This is a genomic window from Priestia sp. 3CA3 (genome assembly GCF_056836725.1).
The window spans coordinates 18,558-30,726 of the sequence record NZ_JBXENJ010000012.1; the positions used below are offsets into that span (position 1 = coordinate 18,558).

Below are 12,169 nucleotides of genomic sequence, written 5' to 3' on the forward strand. Positions count from 1 at the left end.
AAACTTATTACCAAACGTACGCTAATACTTCTCCACCAGTTTGCTTTTGACGAGCTTCTTTGTCAGTTAAAACACCTTGAGAAGTAGAAACGATTGCGATACCTAAACCGTTAAGTACACGTGGTACTTCGTTAGTTTTTGCATAAACACGTAGACCAGGTTTACTGATACGTTTTAAGCCTGTAATTACACGTTCGTTATTTGAACCGTATTTTAAGAAGATACGGATAATACCTTGTTTGTTGTCTTCGATGTATTCTACATCACGTACGAAACCCTCACGCTTAAGGATTTCTGCAATTTGCTTCTTAATGTTAGAAGCAGGAACTTCAATTTTCTCATGACGAACCATGTTCGCATTGCGGATACGAGTTAGTAAATCTGCAATAGGATCAGTCATTACCATATTAATTTACCTCCTTCCCAAACTTGGGTTTTACCAACTAGCTTTTTTAACACCAGGAATTTGACCTTTATAAGCAAGCTCACGGAAACAAATACGGCAAAGCTTGAATTTACGTAGTACTGAGTGTGGACGTCCACAACGTTCGCAACGTGTATACTCTTGTACTTGGAATTTTTGCTGGCGTTTTTGCTTCGCAATCATTGATTTTTTAGCCACATTTTCGCCTCCTCTGCTTAACGTTGGCAGTTATTACTTCTGGAATGGCATACCGAACTGAGTTAAAAGCTCACGAGCTTCTTCATCAGTGTTTGCTGTTGTAACAATAACGATATCCATACCACGAACTTTAGTTACTTTATCATAATCGATCTCTGGGAAGATCAATTGTTCTTTAACACCTAACGTGTAGTTTCCACGACCATCAAATGCTTTTTTAGATACACCACGGAAATCGCGCACACGTGGAAGTGATACTGATACTAATTTATCGAAGAATTCGTACATACGCTCGCCGCGTAAAGTAACTTTCGCACCGATTGGCATACCTTCACGAAGACGGAAACCAGCGATAGATTTTTTCGCACGAGTTACAACAGGTTTTTGACCAGTGATTTCAGCTAGTTCTTCAACAGCGTTATCTAAAGCTTTTGAGTTAGAAACAGCATCACCGATACCCATGTTGATTACGATCTTGTCGATTTTTGGCACTTGCATTACAGATTCATAATTAAACTTGCTAACTAGAGCAGGAGTAATCTCTTTTGTAAATTTCTCTTTAAGACGGTTCATGTGAACTAAACCTCCCTTCACATTTCATTAATTATTTATCTAAAGTTTCACCAGATTTTTTTGCTACACGTACCTTTTTGCCATCGATAACTTGGTACCCAACACGAGTTGGCTCACCAGATTTAGGATCCAACGGCATTACGTTTGATACGTGGATAGGTGCCTCTTGGCTAACGATTCCACCTTGTGGATTTACTTGAGAAGGTTTAGAGTGTTTTTTCACAACGTTCACGCCTTCAACAAGTACACGGTCTTTCTTTGGGAAAGCTGCAAGTACTTCACCTTGCTTACCTTTGTCTTTACCAGAGATAACCACTACTTTGTCGCCCTTTTTAACATGCATCCTATTCGCACCTCCTTAAAAGGCATTTTGTATTTGTTCTATATATCAATTAGATAACTTCTGGAGCCAATGATACGATCTTCATGAAGTTGTTATCACGTAATTCACGAGCAACTGGTCCGAAGATACGAGTACCACGTGGTCCTTTGTCGTCACGGATGATTACGCAAGCATTTTCGTCGAAACGGATGTAAGAACCGTCAGTACGGCGAACACCACTTTTTGTACGTACAACAACAGCTTTAACAACGTCACCTTTTTTAACAACGCCTCCTGGTGTTGCTTGTTTCACCGTACAAACGATAACATCACCAATGTTTGCTGTCTTACGACCTGAACCACCAAGTACTTTAATAGTAAGTACCTCACGTGCACCAGAGTTGTCTGCAACTTTTAAACGAGATTCTTGTTGAATCATGTACGAAACCTCCCTTCGGATGAATCATTCTTATCCGATCTATCTTAACTATTAGATGATAACAGCTTTTTCTACAACTTCTACTAGACGGAAACGTTTAGTAGCTGATAACGGACGAGTTTCCATGATCTTCACGATATCGCCTAGTTGAGCTGTATTGTTTTCATCGTGAGCTTTGAATTTCTTTGAGTATTTTACACGCTTGCCATAAAGCGAATGCTTTTTGTAAGTTTCAACAAGAACAGTAACAGTCTTATCCATTTTGTCAGAAACTACGCGGCCAGTGTAAACTTTACGTTGGTTGCGTTCACTCATTCTGAAAGCCTCCTCTCAGACTTAATTATTTATTAGCAGCAATCTCTCTTTCACGAACTACAGTTTTCATACGAGCGATCGATTTGCGCACTTCGCGAATACGAGTAGTATTCTCTAATTGTCCAGTCGCTAATTGGAAACGAAGGTTAAACAACTCTTCTTTTAAAGCCTTAACTTTTTGTTCAATTTCAGCAGTGGTAAGGTCACGAATTTCATTAGCTTTCATTAGAATCACCACCAATTTCTTCACGTTTTACAAACTTACATTTTACAGGTAGCTTGTGTGCAGCTAAACGTAAAGCTTCACGTGCAACCTCTTCAGATACACCTGAAATTTCAAACATTACTTTTCCAGGTTTAACAACTGCTACCCAACCTTCAGGAGCACCTTTACCAGAACCCATTCGGACTTCTAGAGGCTTAGCAGTATAAGGTTTAGAAGGGAAAATTTTAATCCATACTTTACCGCCACGTTTCATGTAACGAGTCATTGCGATACGAGCAGCTTCGATTTGACGGTTTGTAATCCAAGAAGCTTCAGTAGCTTGTAAACCGAATTCACCGAAATGTACTTCCGTACCACCTTTAGCGCGTCCACGCATTTTTCCGCGATGTTCGCGACGATATTTAACGCGTTTTGGTAATAACATAATTATTTTCCTCCTTCCTCAGTTTTCTTTTTAGTAGGAAGAACCTCTCCACGATAGATCCATACTTTCACACCAAGTTTACCATAAGTAGTATCTGCTTCAGCGTGAGCATAGTCAATATCAGCGCGAAGTGTATGAAGTGGAACTGTACCTTCACTGTAATATTCAGAACGAGCAATATCAGCTCCGCCTAAACGACCAGATACCATTGTTTTGATACCTTGTGCGCCAGCACGCATACTACGTTGGATAGCTTGCTTTTGAGCACGACGGAATGATACACGGTTCTCAAGTTGGCGAGCGATGTTTTCAGCTACTAGTTTAGCATCTAAATCTGCTCGTTTAATTTCAAGGATGTTAATGTGTACACGCTTGCCTGTTAATTGGTTAAGAGCTTTACGAAGTGATTCTACTTCAGTACCACCTTTACCAATTACCATACCAGGTTTTGCAGTGTGGATCGTTACGTTTAAGCGGTTAGCAGCGCGTTCGATTTCAACTTTAGAAACAGCTGCATCGTTTAAACGTTTAGCGATATATTCACGTACTTTTAAGTCTTCATGTAATAAGTCAGCGTAGTCTTTGCCAGCGAACCATCTTGATTCCCAATCACGGATGACACCGACGCGAAGACCGACCGGATTTACCTTTTGACCCATGAATTATCCCTCCTTCTTTTCTGATACCACGATTGTGATGTGGCTTGTGCGCTTGTTAATTTGGCTTGCACGTCCCATAGCGCGTGGACGGAAACGTTTTAAAGTTGGACCTTCGTTAACAAAAGCGTCAGTAATAACTAAATTGTTAGCGTCCATTTCATAATTGTGTTCTGCATTGGCAATAGCAGATTTTAATACTTTCTCAACGACTGGAGAAGCAGCCTTTGGCGTGTGAAGTAGCACTGCTAGCGCTTCACCCACTTGCTTACCTCGAATTAAATCTACAACTAAACGAACTTTACGAGGAGCAATACGTACTGTTCTCGCGACAGCTTTAGCTTGCATTTAAAAGCCTCCTCTCATATTAGCGTCTTGTTTTCTTATCATCACTTGCGTGACCTTTGTAAGTACGAGATGGTGCGAATTCACCAAGTTTGTGACCTACCATGTCTTCAGTAACATAAACTGGTACATGTTTACGACCGTCATATACAGCAATTGTATGACCAATGAACTGAGGGAAGATAGTTGAACGACGAGACCAAGTTTTTACTACTTGCTTGCTGTCAGTTTCGTTTAACTTCTCAATTTTGTTGATTAAATGGTCATCTACAAAAGGTCCTTTCTTTAAGCTGCGACCCATAAATGAACCTCCCTTCGTGATTGTCCTACGGTTCGTTTGAACCGTAGCTCAATCCCGTTATTTTTTACGACGACGAACGATAAATTTATCGGATTTGTTTTTCTTCTTACGAGTTTTGTAACCAAGTGTTGGTTTACCCCATGGACTCATTGGAGACTTACGTCCGATTGGAGAACGTCCTTCACCACCACCGTGTGGGTGATCGTTAGGGTTCATTACAGAACCACGTACAGTTGGACGAATACCTAACCAACGAGAACGACCGGCTTTACCGATGTTGATTAACTCGTGTTGTTCGTTACCAACTTGACCTACAGTTGCACGACAAGTTGCAAGGATCATGCGTACTTCACCAGAAGTTAAACGTACTAATACGTATTTACCTTCTTTACCAAGTACTTGAGCAGATGTACCTGCAGAACGAACTAATTGTCCACCTTTACCAGGTTTCAATTCGATGTTGTGTACTACTGTACCAACAGGGATGTTAGCTAAAGGAAGCGCGTTACCTACTTTAATGTCAGCTTCAGGACCTGACATAACTTCTAAACCTACTTTTAGGTTTTTAGGAGCAAGGATGTAACGTTTTTCACCATCAGCATAATGAATTAATGCGATGTTAGCTGAACGGTTTGGATCATATTCGATTGTAGCAACGCGTCCAGGTATTCCATCTTTATCGCGTTTAAAATCGATGATACGGTATTGACGCTTGTGCCCACCACCTTGGTGACGAACAGTCAATTTACCTTGGTTGTTACGACCACCTTTTCTCTTGACAGGTGCAAGTAACGATTTTTCTGGTTTGTCAGTAGTAATTTCAGCGAAATCAGAAACTGACATACCACGACGACCATTTGAGGTTGGTTTATACTTTTTAATCGCCATCTCAATTTCCCTCCTTCTCTAGTAATCTTAAGCTTCGAAGAATTCGATTTCGTTGCTCTCTTGAGTTAGTGTTACTACCGCTTTACGACGACGGTTAGTAAGACCACTGTAGCGACCTACACGCTTGAATTTACCTTTGTAGTTCATGATGTTTACTTTTTCAACTTTTACGTCAAAGATTTTTTCGATAGCATCTTTAACCTCAGTTTTATTAGCTTTTACATCAACATCAAACGTATATTTTTTCTCAGCCATTAAGTCTGTTGAACGTTCTGTAATTACGGGGCGCTTAATAATATCACGAGGATCTTTCATTATGCAAGCACCTCCTCTACTTTTTCAACTGCGTCTTTAGTGATTACAAGCTTATCATGGTTCATAACGTCTAATACGCTTAAACCATTAGCTGCAACAACTGTTACACCAGGAATATTACGTGCTGAAAGTGCAACATTTTCGTTAAGATCAGCAGTTACTACTAATGCTTTGCGTTCTACTGTTAGGTTTTTAAGAACTGCTACCATTTCTTTTGTTTTTGGAGCGTCAAAAGAAAGAGCTTCAAGAACAACGATGCTGTTATCTTGAGCTTTAGTTGATAATGCAGACTTAATTGCTAAACGACGAACTTTTTTAGGTAATTTGTAGCTATAGCTTCTTGGAACTGGACCAAATACTACGCCACCACCACGCCATTGTGGAGAACGGATAGATCCTTGACGAGCACGACCAGTACCTTTTTGACGCCATGGCTTACGGCCACCGCCTCTTACTTCAGAACGATTTTTAACTTTAGAAGTACCTTGACGTTGAGATGCGCGTTGCATTACGATCGCGTCGAAAAGTACTTTGTTGTTTGGTTCGATACCGAAAACGGCATCTTGAAGTTCGATCTCTCCAACGTTTTCACCGTTTTGGTTAAACAATGCTACTTTTGGCATTGGTTATTCCTCCTTTCTCGAAGAATTATTATTTAGATTTAACTGCAGATTTAACAGTAACTAGAGATTTTCTAGCTCCTGGCACGTTACCTTTTACTAATAAAAGATTGCGTTCTGCGTCAACTTTAACGATTGATAAGTTTTGCACAGTGATGCGCTCTCCACCCATGCGTCCTGGTAATAATTTACCTTTAAATACGCGGTTTGGAGCTACAGGACCCATTGAACCTGGGCGACGGTGGTAGCGAGAACCATGAGACATAGGTCCGCGAGATTGTCCGTGGCGTTTAATAGCACCTTGGAAACCTTTACCTTTTGAGATTCCTGTTACATCAATTACATCGCCTTCTGCGAAAATATCAACCTTGACTTCTTGACCAACTTCATATGCTGAAGCGTCCACACCGCGTAACTCACGGATGAAGCGCTTAGGAGCAGTATTAGCTTTAGTAGCATGTCCTTTTGCAGGTTTGTTAGATAGTTTTTCACGGATATCTTCGAAACCTAATTGGATTGCTTCGTAACCGTCTGTCTCAGCGTTTTTAACTTGAAGAACTACGTTAGCAGAAGCTTCAATTACTGTTACTGGGATCAAGTCACCATTTTCAGCAAATACTTGAGTCATACCGATCTTTCTTCCTAAGATTCCTTTGGCCATTAGTCACACCTCCTAAGTATCTTTTCATTCTTTATTTTAAATTAAAGTTTAATTTCGATATCTACACCAGATGGTAAGTCTAAACGCATTAATGAATCAACAGTTTGTGGTGTTGGATTCACGATATCAATTAAGCGTTTATGCGTGCGCATTTCGAACTGCTCACGAGAATCTTTATATTTGTGTACTGCACGTAGAATTGTATAAATTGATTTTTCAGTCGGTAATGGAATCGGACCAGATACAGCCGCACCAGAACGTTTTGCAGTTTCTACGATTTTCTCAGCAGATTGATCAAGAATTCTGTGATCATATGCTTTTAAACGAATGCGAATTTTTTCTTTTGCCATTATTTTCCCTCCTTTTTCGCCTATTTTACAATAGACATTCTCCGCGGAAATTTCCCCACACTCGCCATGGCAAAGCGGCCGGGTGTGTCGGCAACCTTCCGCATCATCGCAGTCAAAGACCAACATTTTTATTATACTAAAAATGGGTTCATATTGCAACAATAAAGTTAAAAAACTTTTTTATGTGTCGCACACTTTTTTCATTATATATAAAAGGAGATCATTTTGCAAGTGTAATAGTAAAAACTATCTTTACCTTTTATCACCAAATAAAAAAGGAGTAGGTTACCCTACTCCCTTTACTGAAACGAGAAATTACTCGCTGATTTTAGCTACAACGCCAGCGCCTACTGTACGTCCACCTTCACGGATTGAGAATTTAGTACCTTCTTCAATCGCGATTGGAGCGATAAGTTCAACAGTCATTTCGATGTTGTCGCCAGGCATTACCATTTCTACGCCTTCAGGTAAGTTACAAATACCAGTTACATCAGTTGTACGGAAGTAGAACTGTGGACGGTAGTTTGTGAAGAATGGAGTGTGACGTCCACCTTCGTCTTTAGAAAGAACGTATACTTCAGCAGTAAATTTAGTGTGTGGAGTGATTGAGCCTGGTTTAGCTAATACTTGTCCACGTTGGATTTCTTCACGTGCTACACCACGAAGTAAAGCACCGATGTTGTCGCCAGCTTCAGCATAGTCAAGAAGCTTACGGAACATTTCTACACCTGTTACAGTAGTAGATTTTGGCTCTTCAGTTAAACCGATGATGTCGATAACGTCACCAACTTTAACTTGTCCACGCTCTACACGACCTGTAGCAACTGTACCACGACCAGTGATTGAGAATACGTCCTCAACTGGCATCATGAATGGTTTTTCAGTGTCACGTTCTGGAGTTGGGATGTACTCATCAACAGCGTCCATAAGCTCGATGATTTTAGCTTCCCAATCAGCTTCGCCTTCAAGAGCTTTAAGAGCAGAACCTTTGATTACTGGTACATCGTCACCAGGGAAGTCGTATTCAGAAAGAAGGTCACGTACTTCCATTTCTACTAATTCAAGTAGCTCTTCGTCGTCTACCATGTCACATTTGTTTAAGAATACAACTAGGTAAGGTACACCTACTTGACGAGAAAGAAGGATGTGCTCACGAGTTTGTGGCATTGGACCATCAGCAGCAGATACTACTAAGATACCGCCATCCATTTGAGCAGCACCAGTGATCATGTTTTTAACATAGTCAGCATGTCCTGGGCAGTCAACGTGTGCATAGTGACGAGTGTCAGTTTCATACTCAACGTGTGCAGTTGAGATTGTGATTCCACGCTCGCGCTCTTCTGGAGCAGCGTCGATCATGTCGTAAGCCATTGCTGCACCTTTACCACTTTTCTTAGCAAGAACAGTAGTGATAGCAGCTGTTAAAGTTGTTTTACCATGGTCAACGTGACCAATTGTACCGATATTGGCATGTGTTTTTGAACGGTCGAATTTTTCCTTAGCCATTCGAAAATCCTCCTTAAAATTCATGTAGTTTATGGTTTATGAGGCCGTGAAAGGGAATGAGCTCCACTTTCACAGCGTACATAAGTAGTTATACTTCAATAAAGAGTGAAAATCAATTATTCACCTTTATTTTTTTTAATAATTTCTTCTGAAATTGATTTAGGAACTTCTTCGTAGTGATCGAAGTGCATAGAATATGTTCCGCGACCTTGAGTGTTTGAACGTAATGCAGTTGCATAACCAAACATTTCAGAAAGTGGAACGAATGCACGTACAACTTGAGCGTTACCGCGTGCTTCCATACCTTCTACACGTCCACGACGAGACGTAACGTCACCCATGATATCTCCTAAGTATTCGTCAGGGATAACAACTTCAACCTTCATCATTGGTTCAAGGATAGCTGGGTTACATTTTGATACTGCGTTTTTAAGAGCCATAGAAGCGGCAATTTTAAACGCCATCTCACTTGAGTCAACGTCATGGTAAGATCCATCAACTAAAGCAGCTTTGATATCGATTAATGGATAACCAGCAAGAACACCGTTTTGTAATGCATCTTCAAGACCAGCTTGAACTGCAGGGATGTATTCACGTGGAACTACACCACCAACGATTTTGTTCTCAAATTCAAAGCCTTTTCCTTCTTCGTTAGGTTCGAACTCAATCCAAACGTGACCGAATTGTCCACGACCACCAGATTGACGAGCGAATTTACCTTCAACTTTCGCACCAGCGCGGAAAGTTTCACGGTAAGCTACTTGAGGAGCACCAACGTTTGCTTCTACTTTGAATTCGCGACGCATACGGTCAACGATGATATCAAGGTGAAGCTCACCCATACCAGAGATGATGATTTGACCAGTCTCTGTATTAGTTTCCGCACGGAAAGTTGGATCTTCTTCTTGTAACTTTTGAAGAGCTGTCGTCATTTTATCTTGGTCAGCTTTTGATTTTGGCTCAACAGATAAAGAGATAACTGGCTCTGGGAATTCCATAGACTCAAGAATTACAAGACTCTTTTCGTCACATAGAGTATCACCAGTAGAAGTATCTTTTAATCCTACAGCTGCCGCGATATCTCCAGCGTATACTTCAGAAATCTCTTCACGAGAGTTAGCATGCATTTGTAGGATACGACCTACACGCTCACGCTTACCTTTTGTAGAGTTTTTGATGTATGAACCAGAGCTTAGTACACCAGAGTACACACGGAAGAACGTTAATTTACCAACATAAGGGTCCGTCATAACTTTGAACGCTAATGCTGAGAAAGGAGCGTTGTCGCTAGACTCACGCGTAACTTCTTCTTCTGTGTCAGGTACGATACCTTGGATTGCTGGTACATCAACTGGAGATGGTAGGTAATCAATTACCGCATCTAGCATTAATTGTACACCTTTGTTTTTGAATGCTGAACCACAGATAACTGGGTAGAATTCAACGTCACAAGTACCTTTACGGATACCAGCTTTTAGTTCTTCAACTGTAAGCTCGCCTTCGTCTAAGTACTTCATCATTAACTCTTCGTCAAGTTCTGCAACAGCTTCTACTAGGCTTGCACGGTATTCTTCAGCTTGCTCTTTGTATTCCTCAGGAATTTCACGAGATTCTGAACGAGTACCTAAGTCATCTTCGTAGAAGTATGCTTTCATTTCCACAAGGTCAATGATTGCTTCGAAGTCATCTTCAGCACCGATTGGCAACTGAATTGGGTGAGCATTTGCACCTAAACGATCGTGGATCGTTTTTACAGAGTACAAGAAGTCAGCACCAATTTTGTCCATTTTGTTAACGAATACGACACGGGGAACACCGTACGTAGTCGCTTGACGCCATACTGTTTCTGTTTGAGGCTCAACACCAGATTGAGCATCAAGAACTGCCACAGCGCCATCAAGTACACGTAATGAACGCTCAACTTCAACAGTGAAGTCTACGTGTCCAGGAGTATCGATGATGTTAACGCGGTGACCTTTCCAAGAAGCAGTTGTCGCAGCAGACGTGATAGTGATACCACGTTCTTGCTCTTGCTCCATCCAGTCCATTTGTGAAGCTCCTTCATGAGTTTCACCAATTTTATGGATACGGCCAGTATAATAAAGAACACGCTCAGTTGTTGTTGTTTTACCAGCATCAATGTGAGCCATGATCCCAATATTACGAGTGTTTTCTAAGGAGAACTCTCTTGCCATCTTAGGTATTTCTCCTTCCATATTATAATTTGTTTTTTAAAAAGTTTCGTTAAAAGATTACCAACGGTAATGAGCAAATGCTTTATTAGCTTCTGCCATTTTGTGAGTATCTTCACGTTTCTTAACTGCAGCACCAGTGTTGTTAGCTGCGTCAAGGATTTCGTTAGCTAAACGCTCTTCCATCGTTTTTTCTCCACGAAGACGAGCATAGTTTACTAACCAACGAAGACCTAAAGTAGTACGACGCTCTGGGCGTACTTCTACAGGAACTTGGTAGTTAGAACCCCCTACACGGCGTGCTCTAACTTCTAGTACAGGCATGATGTTTTTAAGAGCTTGGTCGAATACTTCCATAGCTTCTTTACCACTGCGCTCTTGTACTAAATCGAATGCTCTATAAAGAATAGCTTGTGACTTACCGCGCTTTCCATCAAGCATCATTTTGTTGATTAAGCGAGATACAAGCTTAGAATTGTAAATCGGATCTGGTAATACGTCTCTTTTTGCAACAGGTCCCTTACGTGGCATTCTACTTCCTCCTTTCACTTTTAAAAGTTTATCTATTAATTGTTAAGCTATTATTTTTTAGCTGCTTTTGGTCGCTTAGTACCATATTTAGAACGACCTTGCATACGGCCATCCACACCAGCAGTATCAAGTGCACCACGTACGATATGGTAACGTACCCCTGGTAAATCTTTTACACGTCCACCGCGGATAAGTACCACGCTGTGTTCTTGTAAGTTGTGACCAATACCTGGGATATAAGCTGTTACCTCGATACCGTTTGTTAAACGTACACGAGCATATTTACGAAGAGCCGAGTTCGGTTTCTTCGGTGTCATAGTACCCACACGTGTACATACACCACGTTTTTGTGGAGAAGATTGGTTAGTTTGAGCTTTCTTGAAGCTGTTGTAACCTCTGTTTAAAGCAGGTGAGTCAGATTTTTTACCTTTACTCACACGACCATTACGGATTAATTGGTTAATAGTAGGCATTTAATTTTTCCTCCTTTCGCCTTTTGTAAGACCACACATCCAGGTGGTTCATTTTTTAGCAAAAAACAAAGTCTTTGAAACTAAAAGTTCAAAAACGTGTTAACTAATAATTGCAACAGTTGCAGCGTTAACTTCTATCCTACAAGCTTGACCAAGCTTTCGCATAGAAGGGACATACGTATACGGAACGTTTTCTTGCTGTGCCGTTTTTGCCACAATGGATGTGACATAAAAATCAGCGTCTTCAGCAATGATGACTTCCTTTACTGTACCTTTTTTTAATGCTTTCACCGTCTGCTTTGTTCCTACAATAATATGATCAGCCTGTAATACTTTTTCATAAGACATTATCATATCCTCCAAAGTAACAGGTAGTTTATAGGAGCACCTTTGATATAGTATCATTCCCT

General features: G+C 40.7%; 21 protein-coding genes. All 21 read right to left on the minus strand.

Annotated elements, in window-relative coordinates:
• Positions 1-7: 7 nt before the first annotated feature.
• The 21 genes from rpsH to AC1VNJ_RS23650 all read right to left on the minus strand — a co-directional run bounded on the left by rpsH (position 8) and on the right by AC1VNJ_RS23650 (position 12,107).
• Positions 8-406 (minus strand): 30S ribosomal protein S8, encoded by a 399-nt coding sequence (gene rpsH / locus AC1VNJ_RS23550; protein ID WP_013054941.1) that lies wholly within the window; start codon positions 404-406, stop codon positions 8-10.
• Between the two features lie 30 nt (positions 407-436).
• Entirely contained in the window at positions 437-622 is a 186-nt protein-coding gene (locus AC1VNJ_RS23555; RefSeq protein ID WP_013054940.1) for a type Z 30S ribosomal protein S14, read from the minus strand.
• Between the two features lie 33 nt (positions 623-655).
• Positions 656-1,195: a 50S ribosomal protein L5 gene (gene rplE / locus AC1VNJ_RS23560; RefSeq protein WP_013054939.1), complete on the minus strand. Its 540-nt coding sequence runs from the start codon at positions 1,193-1,195 to the stop codon at positions 656-658.
• 31 nt (positions 1,196-1,226) lie between these two features.
• Positions 1,227-1,538, minus strand: coding sequence for a 50S ribosomal protein L24 (rplX, locus tag AC1VNJ_RS23565; protein WP_013054938.1), 312 nt, complete (start codon positions 1,536-1,538; stop codon positions 1,227-1,229).
• 49 nt (positions 1,539-1,587) lie between these two features.
• Complete coding sequence (gene rplN / locus AC1VNJ_RS23570) at positions 1,588-1,956, minus strand: 50S ribosomal protein L14 (RefSeq protein WP_013054937.1); 369 nt, start codon at positions 1,954-1,956, stop codon at positions 1,588-1,590.
• A gap of 51 nt (positions 1,957-2,007) precedes the next feature.
• Positions 2,008-2,271, minus strand: coding sequence for a 30S ribosomal protein S17 (rpsQ, locus tag AC1VNJ_RS23575; protein WP_013054936.1), 264 nt, complete (start codon positions 2,269-2,271; stop codon positions 2,008-2,010).
• A 25-nt stretch (positions 2,272-2,296) separates the two neighbouring features.
• Positions 2,297-2,497: a 50S ribosomal protein L29 gene (gene rpmC / locus AC1VNJ_RS23580; RefSeq protein WP_013054935.1), complete on the minus strand. Its 201-nt coding sequence runs from the start codon at positions 2,495-2,497 to the stop codon at positions 2,297-2,299.
• Positions 2,487-2,921 carry a 50S ribosomal protein L16 gene (rplP, locus tag AC1VNJ_RS23585; RefSeq protein WP_013054934.1) on the minus strand — a complete coding sequence of 145 codons (435 nt, stop codon included), beginning with the start codon at positions 2,919-2,921 and terminating at the stop codon, positions 2,487-2,489. The genes rpmC and rplP overlap by 11 nt, the downstream gene beginning before the upstream one ends.
• A 2-nt stretch (positions 2,922-2,923) precedes the next feature.
• Positions 2,924-3,580, minus strand: a complete 657-nt coding sequence (gene rpsC / locus AC1VNJ_RS23590) for a 30S ribosomal protein S3 (RefSeq protein ID WP_013054933.1) — start codon at positions 3,578-3,580, stop codon at positions 2,924-2,926.
• Positions 3,581-3,583: 3 nt separating this feature from the next.
• On the minus strand, positions 3,584-3,925 hold the full coding sequence (gene rplV, locus AC1VNJ_RS23595) for a 50S ribosomal protein L22 (protein WP_013054932.1): 342 nt from the start codon (positions 3,923-3,925) through the stop codon (positions 3,584-3,586).
• Positions 3,926-3,944: 19 nt separating this feature from the next.
• Positions 3,945-4,223: a 30S ribosomal protein S19 gene (gene rpsS / locus AC1VNJ_RS23600; RefSeq protein WP_013054931.1), complete on the minus strand. Its 279-nt coding sequence runs from the start codon at positions 4,221-4,223 to the stop codon at positions 3,945-3,947.
• Positions 4,224-4,280: 57 nt separating this feature from the next.
• Positions 4,281-5,111: a 50S ribosomal protein L2 gene (gene rplB, locus AC1VNJ_RS23605; RefSeq protein WP_013081374.1), complete on the minus strand. Its 831-nt coding sequence runs from the start codon at positions 5,109-5,111 to the stop codon at positions 4,281-4,283.
• Positions 5,112-5,138: 27 nt separating this feature from the next.
• Positions 5,139-5,426 (minus strand): 50S ribosomal protein L23, encoded by a 288-nt coding sequence (gene rplW, locus AC1VNJ_RS23610; protein WP_028412664.1) that lies wholly within the window; start codon positions 5,424-5,426, stop codon positions 5,139-5,141.
• Positions 5,426-6,049, minus strand: a complete 624-nt coding sequence (gene rplD, locus AC1VNJ_RS23615; RefSeq protein WP_013081372.1) for a 50S ribosomal protein L4 — start codon at positions 6,047-6,049, stop codon at positions 5,426-5,428. The genes rplW and rplD overlap by 1 nt, the downstream gene beginning before the upstream one ends.
• A 28-nt stretch (positions 6,050-6,077) precedes the next feature.
• The gene (gene rplC / locus AC1VNJ_RS23620) at positions 6,078-6,707 is read right to left on the minus strand and encodes a 50S ribosomal protein L3 (protein ID WP_013054927.1); all 630 of its coding nucleotides are present in this window, start codon (positions 6,705-6,707) and stop codon (positions 6,078-6,080) included.
• Positions 6,708-6,748: 41 nt separating this feature from the next.
• Positions 6,749-7,057: a 30S ribosomal protein S10 gene (rpsJ, locus tag AC1VNJ_RS23625; protein WP_013054926.1), complete on the minus strand. Its 309-nt coding sequence runs from the start codon at positions 7,055-7,057 to the stop codon at positions 6,749-6,751.
• 315 nt (positions 7,058-7,372) lie between these two features.
• Positions 7,373-8,563, minus strand: a complete 1,191-nt coding sequence (gene tuf / locus AC1VNJ_RS23630; RefSeq protein WP_013081371.1) for an elongation factor Tu — start codon at positions 8,561-8,563, stop codon at positions 7,373-7,375.
• Between the two features lie 116 nt (positions 8,564-8,679).
• Positions 8,680-10,758, minus strand: a complete 2,079-nt coding sequence (fusA, locus tag AC1VNJ_RS23635; RefSeq protein ID WP_028412663.1) for an elongation factor G — start codon at positions 10,756-10,758, stop codon at positions 8,680-8,682.
• A gap of 57 nt (positions 10,759-10,815) precedes the next feature.
• Positions 10,816-11,286 carry a 30S ribosomal protein S7 gene (gene rpsG / locus AC1VNJ_RS23640; RefSeq protein ID WP_013054923.1) on the minus strand — a complete coding sequence of 157 codons (471 nt, stop codon included), beginning with the start codon at positions 11,284-11,286 and terminating at the stop codon, positions 10,816-10,818.
• A gap of 50 nt (positions 11,287-11,336) precedes the next feature.
• Positions 11,337-11,759, minus strand: a complete 423-nt coding sequence (gene rpsL / locus AC1VNJ_RS23645; protein ID WP_013054922.1) for a 30S ribosomal protein S12 — start codon at positions 11,757-11,759, stop codon at positions 11,337-11,339.
• A 99-nt stretch (positions 11,760-11,858) separates the two neighbouring features.
• Positions 11,859-12,107 carry a 50S ribosomal protein L7ae-like protein gene (locus AC1VNJ_RS23650; protein ID WP_013054921.1) on the minus strand — a complete coding sequence of 83 codons (249 nt, stop codon included), beginning with the start codon at positions 12,105-12,107 and terminating at the stop codon, positions 11,859-11,861.
• Positions 12,108-12,169 lie beyond the last annotated feature (62 nt).

Excerpts from the sequence above, each read along its gene's own strand:
- rpsH (WP_013054941.1), bottom strand. The coding sequence starts at position 406 with ATGGTAATGACTGATCCTATTGCAGATTTACTAACTCGTATCCGCAAT.
- AC1VNJ_RS23650 (WP_013054921.1), bottom strand. The coding sequence starts at position 12,107 with ATGTCTTATGAAAAAGTATTACAGGCTGATCATATTATTGTAGGAACA.
- rpsG (WP_013054923.1), bottom strand. The coding sequence starts at position 11,286 with ATGCCACGTAAGGGACCTGTTGCAAAAAGAGACGTATTACCAGATCCG.
- rplB (WP_013081374.1), bottom strand. The coding sequence starts at position 5,111 with ATGGCGATTAAAAAGTATAAACCAACCTCAAATGGTCGTCGTGGTATG.
- rpsQ (WP_013054936.1), bottom strand. The coding sequence starts at position 2,271 with ATGAGTGAACGCAACCAACGTAAAGTTTACACTGGCCGCGTAGTTTCT.
- rplW (WP_028412664.1), bottom strand. The coding sequence starts at position 5,426 with ATGAAAGATCCTCGTGATATTATTAAGCGCCCCGTAATTACAGAACGT.
- rplD (WP_013081372.1), bottom strand. The coding sequence starts at position 6,049 with ATGCCAAAAGTAGCATTGTTTAACCAAAACGGTGAAAACGTTGGAGAG.
- fusA (WP_028412663.1), bottom strand. The coding sequence starts at position 10,758 with ATGGCAAGAGAGTTCTCCTTAGAAAACACTCGTAATATTGGGATCATG.
- rplP (WP_013054934.1), bottom strand. The coding sequence starts at position 2,921 with ATGTTATTACCAAAACGCGTTAAATATCGTCGCGAACATCGCGGAAAA.
- rplN (WP_013054937.1), bottom strand. The coding sequence starts at position 1,956 with ATGATTCAACAAGAATCTCGTTTAAAAGTTGCAGACAACTCTGGTGCA.
- rpsL (WP_013054922.1), bottom strand. The coding sequence starts at position 11,759 with ATGCCTACTATTAACCAATTAATCCGTAATGGTCGTGTGAGTAAAGGT.
- rplX (WP_013054938.1), bottom strand. The coding sequence starts at position 1,538 with ATGCATGTTAAAAAGGGCGACAAAGTAGTGGTTATCTCTGGTAAAGAC.
- rplV (WP_013054932.1), bottom strand. The coding sequence starts at position 3,925 with ATGCAAGCTAAAGCTGTCGCGAGAACAGTACGTATTGCTCCTCGTAAA.
- tuf (WP_013081371.1), bottom strand. The coding sequence starts at position 8,563 with ATGGCTAAGGAAAAATTCGACCGTTCAAAAACACATGCCAATATCGGT.
- rpsC (WP_013054933.1), bottom strand. The coding sequence starts at position 3,580 with ATGGGTCAAAAGGTAAATCCGGTCGGTCTTCGCGTCGGTGTCATCCGT.
- rpmC (WP_013054935.1), bottom strand. The coding sequence starts at position 2,497 with ATGAAAGCTAATGAAATTCGTGACCTTACCACTGCTGAAATTGAACAA.
- rpsJ (WP_013054926.1), bottom strand. The coding sequence starts at position 7,057 with ATGGCAAAAGAAAAAATTCGCATTCGTTTAAAAGCATATGATCACAGA.
- rpsS (WP_013054931.1), bottom strand. The coding sequence starts at position 4,223 with ATGGGTCGCAGCTTAAAGAAAGGACCTTTTGTAGATGACCATTTAATC.
- rplE (WP_013054939.1), bottom strand. The coding sequence starts at position 1,195 with ATGAACCGTCTTAAAGAGAAATTTACAAAAGAGATTACTCCTGCTCTA.
- rplC (WP_013054927.1), bottom strand. The coding sequence starts at position 6,707 with ATGGCCAAAGGAATCTTAGGAAGAAAGATCGGTATGACTCAAGTATTT.